This window comes from Emticicia sp. BO119, assembly GCF_013912375.1.
Taxonomy (GTDB): Bacteria; Bacteroidota; Bacteroidia; order Cytophagales; family Spirosomataceae; genus Emticicia.
This window is the reverse complement of record NZ_JACETV010000001.1, coordinates 358,695-373,547: the sequence shown is the minus strand read 5'-3', so window position 1 is coordinate 373,547 and position 14,853 is coordinate 358,695. Positions and strand designations below refer to the sequence as shown.

The window sequence follows — 14,853 nt, the reverse complement described above, 5'->3', positions numbered from 1 at the left end:
ATTTAGCAAACGAGCGATACTATAAAAGTCTAAGAAAATCTCAATTTTATTTAACCATCGTTTGGTAAACATCTTTCAGCTTAACTGTTTAAATTACTATTAATCACTGAATCACCATAGTGTTGGCCGCTCATTCACTAAATCACTAAATTTTAAAACTTACTTTATGCAAGCTCAGACTACTTCAAATATCTTGATGATTCGGCCTGTAAACTTTGCATTTAATCTGCAAACTGCCGAAAGCAATGCCTTTCAGAATACTGGTTCTCAAGCATTAACTATTGAAATAACTCAAGAAAATGCTTTAAAAGAATTCGATTTAATGGTAAGCCAATTGCGCACTATTGGTGTGAATGTAATAGTATATGATGATACGCAAAAACCTTATACGCCAGATAGCATTTTCCCGAATAACTGGGTTTCGTTTCACCATAGTGGTAAGGTTTGTCTATACCCTATGCAAGCGGGAAACCGTCGTCTGGAACGCAGATCTGATATTATTGAAGATCTGAGAAAGAATTTTCATGTTGAGACTATCATTGATCTGACTGCTTTTGAAGATGAAAACAAGTTCCTGGAGGGAACGGGAAGCCTTGTACTTGACCGCATGCACCGCATTGCCTATGCTTGCCTTTCGCCCCGTACTAATGAAGAAGTGTTGGAAGCCTGGGAAAAACAAATGAATGGTTACAAGATTGTGAAGTTCAGTGCGGTAGATGCAAATGATAAGGAGGTTTATCATACCAATGTAATGATGTGTATAGGCGATATTTTTGCCGTAGTTTGCCTTCAATCAATTAAAGACCTTGACGAAAGACTGATGGTAAAAGAAAGTCTGGAAAGTACTGGTAAAACCATTATTGAAATAAGTCTGGAGCAGATGAATGCCTTTGCAGGGAATATGCTTATGGTGAATAATGAGAAAGAACACCGTATTTTGGTGATGTCGACCAGTGCTTATGAATCCCTAACTCAAGATCAAAAAAATCAATTAAGCGAGTATGCAGATTTATTACATTTCGATTTAGATATTATTGAAGCTTGTGGAGGTGGTTCTGCCAGATGTATGATGGCAGAGGTGCATTTACCCGTGAAGTAAGTATTTTTCCGGAATTATTTGGGTCTTTTACCATTCTCAGGCACCGAATAGTTTGACTTCTTCTGGCCAGAAACTATTGCAAGGTGTCAGCTTAGAGGAGACAGAATCGTTTCCTTTTTTAATATCTATCTATTTGCATCTCCTTTCAAAATAGCAACACCTGATGAAGTACCCAAACGCTCTGCACCTGCTTCTATAAAAGCTATCGCTTGTTCATAAGTCTGAATGCCACCCGATGCTTTTATTTTTATCGAGGTCGGTAAGTTATTCCGAATTTGCTTTACCTGCTCTATATCTGCTCCTTTGGGCGCAAAACCAGTAGATGTCTTTACAAAATCTGCTCCTGCTTCTTCACAAATCTCACAGGCAATGCTCAGATCAAAATTGTCTAAATAGGCGGTTTCAATAATTACTTTTAGCAAGACTTCTTTACTATGTGCCAGCTCAGATAGTTTTTGAATTTCCTGCTTTACGGTCAGATAAGCCATTGATTTAAAAGCATTGATGTTCATTACCATATCTAACTCATGTGCTCCATCAGCTATTGCGTTTTGTGCCTCTGCCAATTTTGTACTGGTGGTCTGGTAGCCTAAAGGAAACCCTACTACTGAACACACTTTTGCCTGACTGTAAACTAAGATATCTTTTACAAAACTTACATAATTCGGGGGTACACTAGCCGCATAAAAACCGTGCTGATATATCTCCTCACATAGTTTACGAAAATCCATTTCAGTAGCTGTAGGTTTCAATAAAGTATGGTCTATATATTGCGCAAGGTTTTGCATATCTCAATTATGATTTAGCGGACTATAAATCTTTGGTACTTTGTACGAATCAACTTACTATCCTATTTTAAATATTTTTAGAAGAACATTCTATCGGCCAGACGAAAGGTATTACAATGGGCTTCTACAATATCGGCTATTCTTGGAGAATACCCTCCGCCCATTGAAACCACTACCGGAATTTTATTTTTAATGGCTTGCTGAAAAACAAAAGTATCACGTTGCTTACAGCCTTCCATTGAAACCTTTAACTTACCCAGTTTATCAGAAGCCAGAATATCTACGCCTGAAATATAGAAAATAAATTGCGGTTTTACTTCTTCAATCAATCCTGGAAGTGTTTTATACAGTAGGTTCAGATATTGTTCATCTTCACAATAGGTAGGAAGCTCTATATCCAAATCTGATTTTTCTTTTTTTAATGGATAATTCTCTTTGCCGTGCATTGAAAAAGTAAATACTCCTGGTTCGTTTTCAAAAATAAGAGCCGTACCATTACCCTGATGTACGTCTAAATCAATTACAAGAATCTGGTTGACCATTTCACAACCAAGCAGATAATGAGCAGCTACGGCCACATCATTCAACAAACAGAATCCTTCTCCCCTATCTGCATAAGCATGATGCGTACCACCTGCAATGTTCATCGAAATACCTGATTGAAAAGCGTATTTGCAACAATCAATCGTGCCTTGTGTAATCACTAATTCACGATTTACCAGGGTTTCAGAAATAGGAAAACCAATCCGGCGCTCCATTCTGGCATCAATACGTAGATTCAGTAAATCTTCAAAATATTGTTTATCATGAACTCCCAAAACCCATCTTGGGTCGACTGGAGCAGGGGCGAAGAAGTTTTCAGTTGAACAAGTACCCTCATATAGCAACTGTTCGTGAATCAGCTCATATTTTATCATCGGGAACCGATGCCCTTCGGGTAGTGGATGAGTATAGATTGAGTCGTAAGCTATTTTCAGCATAGATGCTATGGCTTAAAAGAAAACAGCTATCTGACCTGTTTTATTCAATTGTAGATTTCAGAAACTTAAAGACTGTCAGAAGAAAGAGTTTATTTCACTTCTTCAAAATCAACATATTGCCCACCTTCGTATCCTCCTTTTTTGCCTGAAGGTGGCGTTTGTTTTACTTTAACATCTCCCTCTTTTCCACGCTTTTTTTCCATTATATCGTTATAGCGTTTTTGTTCTTTGGCAATTTGCTTACCTACTAACAAATTAAACAGGAAGTTTCTGAATACCGGAACAAAGATTATCAGCAGAAAAAATATAAGAATGTATTTAAACATAACCTTTCATTCCCAAACGGGAAATTTTAAAATAAGACTGAATAGTTGTACAAATGTAGTTTGTTTTACAAATGTAATACAATCAAAACTGAAAATTAATTCCCTGGTTTACGCTTAAGAAACCCCAATCAGTTTTAATAAAATATCTAATGTGGTAGGATGACTCGGGCGAACGGCATCAGGCTGAACAATTGTTCCGTTTTTATCTATTATCATATAACGAGGAATGCCATTGATTTGGTATTTCCTGACTACTTCTGAGGCCCAGCCACCCTCTGAATAGCCGTGCTCTCCATTGTCTAACTGCAAGCGTTCAACGGCATTTTTCCAACTATCAGGATCTTCGTCAATAGATATATACAAGAACACAATATTTTTCTTTTGCTTATCTGTCAGTGAAGCATGCAATTTTTTCGAGAATGGAAACTCCTGACGGCAAGGGCCACACCAACTTGCCCAGAAATCGACATAAATAACTTTACCTTTATATTTAGCAAAATTAAATTGTTTGCCGTTCAGGTCAGTCAATACCGGATAATCGCTGGTATTCAGCAGTTCTTTCTGGCTTTGGGTTTTCTCCTCTTTCTTTTTGGCAACTTCTTCTTTCCTGTTTAAAGTTTCCTGACAATGACTAATTAATAATTTACGATAGCCGTCTGACGACACCTGACTAATCCAGTATTTGGCCGCTGACGATGTGATACGTCCACAATTATCGAATAGTAATTTTGATACAGTGTAGTCTAAAACTTTTCCTTTCAGGTATTTTAAAGCATAGTTATTTTTATCTGAAATGGCCTTCACCTGATCAGAATACTTGACAAATTTCTGTTCCTGTGAGTTGAAATAAGTGATAAAGAAAGGAAGAAAATTGCGGTAACTTTCCGAAATCAGCAGGCTTTCGTCCTGTATGTTTTGCGGATCAAGCGCTTCAACCATAACTGCTGGCAATGATACAACACGTGTAAGTTTTGTATCCAGATTGCTTCGTGTGATAGAATAAGCTAATAAAAGATGCCAGTAATTCCACCGTATATTATTTTCAACTAAATGCTGAAAATCAGCTGATAGTTTGTCTTTAGCAGGATAATTTTTCAGAAATTCTAATTGTTTTTTTCGTTCGTCGTACAACCCTATTTCCCAATCATCCACGTTTGCCATTAATAATTGTTTATAACGGACTTCTTTTTCAAACGATTCGGGAAACTCCTTTTTAAATTCAACCATAAATACCTGGCTTTCAGTCTCTTGCAGTAATTTATTCAACTGATTAATCAATTCGGTTTCACCTGACTGTAGAAAAATATCAACACTATCACCTTTTGAAAACCCAATAGTTTGTGCTGAAGATAGAATAGGTATTAATAACAATAAAAGTATCTTCTTTAACATAACTCCTGCATATTATAAATTATCATTCTTTTTCACTCAAAATACAATAACAAATTAACGAAAATCTATGCCAAAGATTGATAAAAAAAGAAAAAATGTATGAAAGATAGTCTTCTTGTAAAAAAGGTTCCCACCATATTGGTAACCTTTTTTCGCTTTCTTTTTATTGTTTGAACTCTGAAAGATTCTGAAACTATCTGCTGGTAAGTATAGTCAACTGCTCTTTTTAACAGGTTTCCGCCTACCCGTATATCAGTTCGTTCTTTCATGGCTCTGACAGATTCCCGAAAACGAGGATACATCTTTATCCATTCATAAATTTCAGGCTTTTGCTTGCATTTTCAAAGTGTTTCAGGCGTTTTTTGATGGAATCAAACTTTTAAGGGAAGGAATTCAGTAATTAAATTACTATTGTCTGGTGTACTTTTCTATGTCAGATTAATCTCCATCTCCAATTTTTTAAACTCATTCTTTCCAGTCTCACAAGTAGGGCAGGTATAATTATCAGACAGGTTTTCAAAAGATACCCCAATAGGTATGCTATTCAGCAAATCACCAAAGTCTTCATCATAAATTGTAAAACAACAAGGGCATTGATGAACTATTTTTGTATTGATACTTTCAGAATCAGCAGCTTTATGGTCGTCTTTCAGCCCGGCCGCTTTTATCTGATTTTCTGCTATCAGATTGTTATATTTCAATACACACCTTCTCAATTGTTCGTCCAAATTAAAACGCCATATTCCTTGTGAGAAGTACTTCTTGGTACGGCCGTTCGGATTAAAATCTTCTGTATATGATATGTCGTAGACTGAATGTAACGGAATGAGGTTAAAGAGTCTGAAGCGTCTTTTCATTAACATAATAGAAGCATACACTTCAGTTCTGGGGCGGGTTTTGATACCGAAACATAAACCAAAAGTGCGTAAATCAATGGCATCGAATCTCCTAACGAGGGCAGCTTTCAGTTGCAAAGCGGTATCTGAATCGTCTTCAATCTGCCAGTTCAGCTCATTAGCCGCATGGCGAACGTTAATATTGAACTCTGATAGTACATTGCTCCATTTCCATCTGTCAGCTTCCTGTATTCCTTTAATTATCAGCGATTTGAAAGGTGTAAGGCAAATTTCACCTATTTTGGTTTCCTGACACAACTTGCAGATTTTCATCAGAAACTCTACTGAAAACGTTTCGTTCCGACGATAAATACCTAACCATGTTTTTTTTCCATACCGGTTGAATCCCTCGTAATAAGGTAAGGTAAAACGAGCGGGAACAAGTTCAGTTTCGATAGGGGCTGCAATAGCAACAGGCAGGTTTTCAAGCAAGGTTTCTACTTCTTTATTTTCAGTATGCTTCTCAATCAGTATATGGTCCTCCAGATACTGTGAAACTTTAGCAATCTCATTTGAAAAAACAAGTCTTTTGAAACTGACTAACTGATTGCTTTTAGGTATTCTGACGTATAGATACCAGAAATTAGGGGTTGGTGAGGCTATAAAGTTGAGATGTCCTGAAAAGAACGGACTAAAACTCTGGTCGGCATCAGAAATATTAATTTTTAATTGAGGTCTATATTCAAATGTGTCTAAAATGTCTTTATAAATACCCTCAGTCAGCCAGTTTCCCTTCTGGAAAACCTCTTCGGCCACATAGGAGCTCACAATATTAGGATATTGATTATTATCTACCTCAAAATCAACCGATAAAACCTCCATAGCTTTTCCGAACGGTTTCCCGAAGCTATGCGGCACATATAGCAACATCTGGTGTCGCAGGCCAAAGCGTACACTTTCTACCTGCGCCTGAGCAGCCACTGACAGTATATCTTTCATTTCGGCCGGAGACACTATACCACCTTTGAAATTTACTCGTATCAGATAATAATCACGCATAGAATCTTATTTTTAGGTGTTTTACTTCTTACTATTTGATTTTTTTGCGGGGAATGTTATTTTCCAGATATTCCCAAAAAGGTCGGTCACATAAATATCGTTCTTTACTTTTTCGGCATCGCTTAATCGTTGAAAACCCTTTACTAACCGAATTACACTGACTTGATAGTTTTGTCGGGTCTCTTCATATTGCAGTATTAACTGGCATAAATCACCTGCCGAATCTTCTTCAGGCAAGTATCCATTCCCTTCATCCGGAGAATAGGCCAGAGTAAAGCCTGATCCTGTATAAGGCATTTGCATGGTACTATCTACATCGAATACCAAGCCTACCGGAGAGCGATGCCCTGTAAAAGTGTTTATTTCTTTTGACTGATACATTTTACCTGAGTCCGGATTTCTTATCCAATTGGCATCCGGACCAATATTCTTTATAGGTTCGGTAAAAGTTATATTCTCTGGTCGTTTCGGATAATCAGGGTCATTGAAAAAGATATCTCTTTTAAAGGACTTAGCAGGAATCAGTTTATCTTTCCGGGCATCATAAGGTTTGTATTGCATCGGGTTTTCGTTTCCTCCCATACGCCACGGAAAGCCATAATGATGATTCTGTCTTAGCCAGTTTAACTCATCAGGATCATCTCTATCACCTGAGTTTTCGACACCAAACAGTCTTTTCTCTGAATTTAAAGCCATATCAAATTCGTTTCTGATACCACTGGCAAAAATATAGCCGCTCGCTTCCAGTTTAGCTTCATCATTTGGCAAGTAAATGGTATTAGCATTAACAGGTATTCTGAATATTCTCGCTGTTAGGGGTACATCTCTGAAACCTTTAAACTCACCTGAATTTTTTACTTCTCCATGATCGGTTCGTGAACCACTCGCGATATATAATGAATCTTTATTGACTGACAAACAAATTCCTGAAAATCCATGATCGAAAAGTGTACCAGATGATGGATATGTTTCGGTGCTCAGAAGAGTTGACCATTTATGACTACCGTCAGGTAATAACTCACACTTTTCAACTAATCCGTAGCCGTTTGAATTTTCTGTGTTGTTATGATTCCCAACCAGAAAAAGCGTATTCTGATGAAAAAGCATTCCCTGCAAAAAATTAATATGGTGTTCCTCAGGGGCCAATAAAGGGATTTCATCTTGCGGTATCGTGTCAATTACTGGAATTTTATAGACCCATCCATCCATATTGCAGGTATAGAATATATTACTGACTGAATCATAAACAATTCTGATCGGCAGATGATTGAGTTTTTTAAAATGTGTCACTTTTATATCATTCTTTAATGCAACGGGTTTAGTTTCTCCATTAATCCAGTCTTTGATATGGATATTTTTTCTGAACTTAATTAAAATGCCAATTAAAACTAATATGACTAAGCTTATGAAAACCTTTTTCATGTTCTTAAAAGTGAATAGTAACGTATAACAAAAGTATCTAATTAAGTAGATATTTAATTATCATTCTACACAGCTTTAAGCTTTTTTAATTATACGGTCATAGCCATGTTTTTCTCTAATATATTTTCTAAAATAAGTTTTACCTCCGGTCGGCAAGAGCCACAGCCCATGCCTGCACCGGTCTTCTGGCATAGTTGTGGCATATCTTTACAACCACCTGCAATGGCATTTTCAAGATTGCCTTTGCCAACATTATTGCAAGAGCAAATCAGTTTGCCTATGACAGGCTCGGCGGGTTTACCTGACCGTAACAACGCCAGCCGTTTTTCTGATAGTTCAATGCCATTGATAATCAAATCTTTGAACTCTAAAAACTCTGACTTATCGCCAATCAGAATAGCTCCCACCAACCGATCGTTATGAACAATACATTTTTTGTAATAATGTTTGGCTTTATCAATAAAGATAATCTCTTCATAATCTGAGCTTCCAGCAGGTATTTCTATAATACCCAATGAGCAAAGATTAAGCCCATGCATTTTGAGAATATTCATTGACAGGCTACCATTATAGTAAGTCGACTGGTCTCCTGCCAGGAATTTTGCTACTATAGCTGCTTGTTGCTCGGCAGCTGCGGTAATGCCCCACATTTGTTTCTGCCATTCGGCAATCTCACCACAAGCAAAAATGTCCGGGTCAGAGGTTTGCAGATAATCGTTCACTACTACGCCCCTGTTGCAGGTCAAGCCCGCCTCTTTTACCAGTTCAATATTAGGAATAGTGCCTGCTGCCACAATTAAGGCATCACAATTGAGTTTTACACCCGATTTGAGCCTGATACCTGTTATTTTTTCGCTTCCATACACCTGCTCTACCTCATCGTTATAATAGACATCAATGCCCCGGGCGATAATTTCTTCATGGAGAATATCGCTACCGATCGGGTCTAACTGCCTATCCATAAACCGTCCGATTCTTTGTATGACTGTTACATTTACCTGAATCTCTCTTAATGCAGCGGCCATTTCTAAACCTAATAATCCCCCACCCACAATTACTGCCTGATTATTGGTTTGCACATAAGGCATCAGGGCATCGGCATCGAGCCGGCTTCGCATATTAAATACCCCGCCTATCCTGGGAAAATTCTTAGGCATAAAGGCTCTGCTACCCATACCCAAAAATAGCTTATGATAGTGATGCTCGTTTCCGTTACTATCAACTACTACTTTGTTTCTGCGGTCGATATGCTCAATCCCGATGCCTTTGTGAACTTTGATATTGTTTTCTTCAAACTGGTCTTCTCTTAATTTTATCAATTGCTCCCAGGTTTGCGCTCCACTTATGTAGTCTGGTAGCATTACACGGTTATAAAACGGAAAAATTTCTTTGGAGAATACCTCGATTTCATCCGTCTGATTCAGGCTACGATAGGTTGAAATAAAGCCTAATCCGGCAGAGCCTGCACCTATTACAATAATTTTTTCTTTTGGCTTCTGATATTTAACTACCTCTACTGCCGAGTATTTAAAGTCAGGTTCTTTCGATTTCGGGTCAACCAGATTATTAGTCAGGTTATTGGCTCTCCCGAAATCATTTCCTAAGATTCTACCCCAGTGCATAGGTAAAAAACAATTGCCTTCTTTTACTTCATCGGTTAATCTGGCCTTTACTTTCACGCTTCCTCTCTTACCTAATATCTCTACCACTGCCTCATTCTTAATGCTACGGCGACGGGCGTCATTCGGGTGAATCTCTAAAAATGGTACTGGAATATGTTGTTTCAGTTTATTGACACGACCTGTTTTGGTCATGGTATGCCATTGGTCTCTGATTCTGCCAGTAAGCAAAATCAATGGAAAATCTTCATTTGTTTGCTCCGATTCGTTTTCATCAGGTACTGCATGAATTTTAGCTCTTTGGTTAGCCGTATAAAACTTATGGTCTTCAAACAGGCGCGCTGTCCCTTTTGGTTTCTCCCCTTTAGCCGGATAAGGCCATTGAACCGTATTTTGTTTCAGCAAGTCATAGTTTATGCCTGTTACATTAATATTTGTCCCTTGGGTAGTACGGGTATATTCTTCGTAAATCCTGCCGGAGTTTTTATAGTTAAATTTATCTCCCCAACCCATTTTCTCTGCAAACCGACAAATAATTTCAGCATCAGGTATTGCCTCCCCGGGTGCCTCTGTTATTTTATGAAGATACGATACTCTACGTTCGGCATTAGTCATTGTTCCTTCTTTCTCTGTCCAGGCAGCAGCAGGTAAGACCACATCAGCAAAACGGATGGTATCTGCCCGGTTTGAAATATCCTGCACTACAACAAATCTTGCGTTTTTCAGTGCAGTTTCAGCCATTTTTGCATCAGGCAAACTTACCATTGGGTTAGTACAGGCAATCCAGATAGCTTTGAGTTTTCCAGTTTCCAGTCCTTTAAACATCTCGGTGGCGGTTAATCCCATTTTATCTGAGATGGTAGTACCGCCCCATAATGTTTCCATTTCTGTTCGATGTGCCGGATTCAGAATATCGCGGTGCGATGCCAACATATTGGCTAAGCCTCCTACCTCCCTTCCACCCATCGCATTTGGTTGGCCTGTCAATGAGAAAGGGCCATTGCCGGGCTTGCCGATTTTTCCGGTTATCAGGCTCAGATTTATTAAAGACAGGTTTTTGTTTACGCCAATGACTGATTGGTTTAAGCCCATCGTCCACATAGACAGAAAACCTTTGGCTTTGGCAATCCAAAGAGCAGCTTTTTGTATATCGTTTTCCGAAACACCGCATATCGAAGCCGATTCTTCTAATGTACGCTCAAAAACTTTTATCTTAAACTCACCAAAACCCTCTGTATGATTTACAATAAAGTCCTCATCTACCCAATTATTCTCTATCAATACTCTGGCAATGGCATGATTCAATGTTACATCTGTACCGGGGTTAACCTGTAAATGTAAGTCTGAAGCAGTAGCTGTTTGCGTGCGGCGTGGGTCGACGGCAATAATCTTTAAATCAGGGTTAGCTGCTTTATGTGCTTCTATTCTGCGCCATAATATCGGATGGCACCATGCAGGGTTGGCTCCCTCAATAAGGATACAATCTGATGCTTCAATATCATCATAACAAACCGGAACGGCATCTTCGCCTAAAGAGAGCTTATAAGCTACCACAGCTGATGACATACACAGCCGCGAATTGGTATCTATGTTATTAGACCCGATAAAGCCTTTCATCAGTTTATTCCATAAATAATATTCCTCTGTCAGGCATTGCCCGGAAACATAAAACCCTACAGAATCTGGCCCGTATTTGTTTATGAAGGTCTTGAAAATAGCTGCTGTACGTTCCAGAGCCTCGTTCCAACTAACCTGTTGCATGGGCATACTTCTGTTCATACGCATCTGCGGATGCAGCAGGCGGTCTGACTTATCGTTAACCGTATAGTGCAGATTCATGCCTTTTGAGCAAAGCATACCCTTATTGACAGGGTGGTCTTTATCACCCTCAACGTGAATCCTGCCATTGCCGGTATCTGTTACCACAATCCCGCAACCTACTCCACAATAACAGCATGTGGTTTTATATTTTTTTGAGGTGTTCATTTTTTGAGAGTGATTTGCTTTTAAATTGTTTTGTAATAACTCCTCGCCCTCTAAATCTCCCTCTGCTGAAGGCGAAGAGGGAGATTTAGGGGGTGAGGTATTTCACACCAAATCCTCCACCAACACAGCCTTCTCTACTTTCTCTTTCTTACTAAATTTCGTAACGGCAATCAGTAATGCTGCGCCTACAGCTGCAATGCCAATGTAACGGAAAGCATCAGCGTAAGTCAGGTTTTCTGATTTGAATAAGAAGCCCATGAGCATACCGCCGATGTTTCCACCTGCTCCTACAATGCCTGCTACCATACCTACATTTTTTGCATTGATGAAAGGTGTAAGGGCATATGTAGCACCATTAGCCATTTTCAGGAATAGGGCAAATAATACCATTGAGGCAATAGCAATCGGTAAAGTAGCTGAGCTGGCAAAGCATACAAGGCCGATACCTTCAATGGCAATTAAGCATGCCAACAAGCGACCTTTCCCGGTCAAGCCATTCTTTTTACCAATTTTATCAGCCCAGATACCCCCTAATGCACGGGCGAAAATATTCATGAATCCAAAAGTACCAGCAAGCAATCCGGCCATCTTCTGGTCAACTCCGAAATTATCTACAAAGTGTAGGGCAGCTACGTTGTCGAAAGTTATCTCCATACCAAAACAGATAGCATACGAAATAGCCAATGCCCATACGCGCCAGTCTTTCACTACCTCCCAGGTATCTGGTTTTTCTTTTTGTGCTACTTCACGACGGATGTCTTCATAGTTTCCGGCAGGTGTATCTTGTGTAAATTTGTAATATAAAAATGCACAAACTAATAATAAAGTGCCCGGAACAATCATCGCCAAACGCCACGCTTCTCCTTTGGTATAACCTAAACCTACAATGCCTGCAAAAATCAAAGGCATCAACATATTAGTGATACCGCCACCCAAATTCCCCCAACCTCCGGCAACTGCATTGGCAGTCCCTTTAATACCTGGCGCAAACATCACTGAGGTGTGATATTGAGTAATTACAAACGATGCACCAATAACACCAATAGCCAAACGGAACAATAAAAAGGTTTCATAGCTATGTGATAAGCCCACCAGATATACCGGAACAGAACAAAGGATTAACAGGGCCGTGTAGGTTTTGCGAGGGCCCCAGGTATCACAAAGGCGACCAATGATTAATCGGGCGATGATGGTGGCAGATACGGCGGCAATTAATGTATTACCAACCTGTGCTTTACTTAATCCTAAATCTTCTCTGATGGTTGGCATCAAAGGTGCGAGGCCAAACCAGCCAAAAAAGCACATAAAGAACGTAAGCCAGGTAATATGAAACGTACGCATCTGTACGCTTGAAAAATCAAAAACAGATAGTTTTTCTAATGGTTTGTTTATGGTCGATTTCATGATATTTCGTTCGTTTAGAAAATAAGAGATTGATAAAGGAACACTTACCTATTTTTTGGCAGAAGCAAAAAATTCGGGACGGATATTGAGCATCAGATAACCCCATTGCGCCGTTTTACGGGTTTTATCCATCGAACTTTGTTTCGCATACTCAAGACTGTTGCTGCCTTGCATGAGGGCGTAACCTGCCTCAATTGTTGTAAATTTATTGAGGGTGTAGTTGAGCACTAAATCATATTCCATACCCAACATCGGGTTGATTTTAGCACCTGCCGGAGCATCGGTTGTTTTGTTGGGTGTTGCTGCGGCCAGGGCAAAATAATGAATGTCTAATGTACTGGTCAGTCGTTTGTTTACGTGCTTAAACTTGAAGAAAGCATCCTGCAAACCGCCTGCGGGCGAGCCCGTTCCTACATAAAAATAATCCATAAATCCCCAATGCTTGTGCGGAGTACCATACAATGGGTCAAATCGGTGTGTTTCTCCTGCTTTCAGCCTGAAACCATCATTGCCCGAAAGTACTTCATAACCCGGCCCGAAGCTGAGTGCTCCGCGTTGAATCATGAAATTACCCCCATAATGATAAGCTCCCTTAATAGCTAATCCATCGCGGTCTTTGCCTGATTGCAGATACCCGAATATCTGCCATTGAACTTTATGGAGTTTGGTCAGGCTGTTTGTTCCTGTAAGCATCGCGCCATAAGTCAGGCGTGAATTTACGCCTGCTACATCGTACCTGCGGCCATAGACATAGCCATTGGCAGTACTACCGATACTATCTATACGAAATTTTGAAAAATCATCTTTGAAGAACAGAACTGATAATCTGGTTTGCCGGAATTTACGTGCCAGATAAGCCATCTGAAAAGATTTGAACTGCTGATTCTGCCCGTTAGTACTCACTGCATTAAGTAATACTGGAGTACCATTTTTGCCCGTAGTTGGTAAAAACCCTGCGGGAATAGCGAGGCTTACATTTTTGGTAGACAAGGCCGATGATGGAGCATTGCCTCCTACATAATAAGTGCCGTTTGTTCCGAAAGCATCAGAATTCTGGTTGAATCCACTTCCTAAATCCAATATCCAGCCCTTGTGTTGGGCTTTAAGTAAGGCGGCATCAAACCGACGACCCTGCTGAAGCCAATCCAGATTTCCTAAAAGACGGACATCATCATAGATTAATTCCTGACGACCGATTTTCAGGGAAAGGTTCTGTATGGCTCTGAATTTAAAACTGGTGTCGGCAGCATTGGCTAATACAAGCTCTGCCCAGGCTTCATGTACGGATAGTCTTGCCCCATCGCTATTTGAGATAGATGAGGCATCCTGCCCCCACACCCGGATGTCCTGCACAGATACACCCAGATTTACTCTTTCCCATTTGTAGCCGAAAGTCAGGCGGGTTCGTTGCGAGGTAAAAGCGGCAGGTTTAGCACCTGATAGAGCCAGATTACCTAATCCGTCTCTGATTTCGGTACGAGTTCTTAGCTGACCTGTGAGTGAAAATTGCGAAAATGAAAGCCCGCCAAAGAAAACAATGAAGAAAAGTGCAAGAGCAAATTTGCGTAATAAATTTTTTTTCATTTGCTTTGATGTTGAATTGTGAATAAATACCTACGTTTTGCGATTCGTTGCCGATTCTGATACCCCCATATCAGGTCGGCTTTTTTTGTTGGCCGAAAATCGAAGCCCCCACTCCGATAATTGACGATGTTTGTGCTTTTGTTGCTTTTTTTTCTACGTTTGCCTATTCATTTGAATTGTTAATTGTTTGAAATGATTGTGAAAGATAATACTTTGGCAGCCCCCACTGCCCAAATATTATTTAAGTAAAAATACTTATTAATTGTATAATTTTCTTTACTTAGTCAAATGTAAAAAATAATATTTTATACTCAAAATCATTTTACACATATTTTTGACAACTTTACTATTTTTAACT

At 39.4% G+C, this 14,853-nt stretch carries 10 protein-coding genes; 1 reads left to right on the top strand and 9 read right to left on the bottom strand.

Going from position 1 to position 14,853, the window contains the following annotated elements; genetic code table 11:
- The first annotated feature begins 166 nt into the window (after positions 1-166).
- Entirely contained in the window at positions 167-1,099 is a 933-nt protein-coding gene (gene ctlX / locus H1R81_RS01625; RefSeq protein WP_181838929.1) for a citrulline utilization hydrolase CtlX, read from the top strand.
- A 125-nt stretch (positions 1,100-1,224) separates the two neighbouring features.
- Here ctlX and deoC read toward each other — a convergent pair whose 3' ends face one another.
- The 9 genes from deoC to H1R81_RS01580 form a co-directional block, all read right to left on the bottom strand.
- Positions 1,225-1,887 carry a deoxyribose-phosphate aldolase gene (deoC, locus tag H1R81_RS01620; RefSeq protein WP_181838928.1) on the bottom strand — a complete coding sequence of 221 codons (663 nt, stop codon included), beginning with the start codon at positions 1,885-1,887 and terminating at the stop codon, positions 1,225-1,227.
- 77 nt (positions 1,888-1,964) lie between these two features.
- Positions 1,965-2,867 (bottom strand): histone deacetylase, encoded by a 903-nt coding sequence (locus H1R81_RS01615; protein ID WP_181838927.1) that lies wholly within the window; start codon positions 2,865-2,867, stop codon positions 1,965-1,967.
- A gap of 89 nt (positions 2,868-2,956) precedes the next feature.
- Positions 2,957-3,193: a DUF4834 domain-containing protein gene (locus H1R81_RS01610; RefSeq protein ID WP_181838926.1), complete on the bottom strand. Its 237-nt coding sequence runs from the start codon at positions 3,191-3,193 to the stop codon at positions 2,957-2,959.
- Between the two features lie 114 nt (positions 3,194-3,307).
- A complete protein-coding gene (locus H1R81_RS01605; protein WP_181838925.1) occupies positions 3,308-4,585 on the bottom strand; it encodes a TlpA disulfide reductase family protein in 1,278 nt (425 codons plus the stop codon).
- A 428-nt stretch (positions 4,586-5,013) separates the two neighbouring features.
- On the bottom strand, positions 5,014-6,480 hold the full coding sequence (locus tag H1R81_RS01600; RefSeq protein ID WP_181838924.1) for a rubredoxin: 1,467 nt from the start codon (positions 6,478-6,480) through the stop codon (positions 5,014-5,016).
- A gap of 21 nt (positions 6,481-6,501) precedes the next feature.
- Positions 6,502-7,902, bottom strand: a complete 1,401-nt coding sequence (locus tag H1R81_RS01595) for a PQQ-dependent sugar dehydrogenase (RefSeq protein ID WP_181838923.1) — start codon at positions 7,900-7,902, stop codon at positions 6,502-6,504.
- 89 nt (positions 7,903-7,991) lie between these two features.
- Entirely contained in the window at positions 7,992-11,507 is a 3,516-nt protein-coding gene (locus tag H1R81_RS01590) for a nitrate reductase (RefSeq protein WP_181838922.1), read from the bottom strand.
- A gap of 102 nt (positions 11,508-11,609) precedes the next feature.
- Positions 11,610-12,911 (bottom strand): NarK family nitrate/nitrite MFS transporter, encoded by a 1,302-nt coding sequence (locus H1R81_RS01585; RefSeq protein ID WP_181838921.1) that lies wholly within the window; start codon positions 12,909-12,911, stop codon positions 11,610-11,612.
- A 48-nt stretch (positions 12,912-12,959) separates the two neighbouring features.
- The gene (locus tag H1R81_RS01580; protein WP_181838920.1) at positions 12,960-14,495 is read right to left on the bottom strand and encodes an alginate export family protein; all 1,536 of its coding nucleotides are present in this window, start codon (positions 14,493-14,495) and stop codon (positions 12,960-12,962) included.
- Positions 14,496-14,853: the final 358 nt, after the last annotated feature.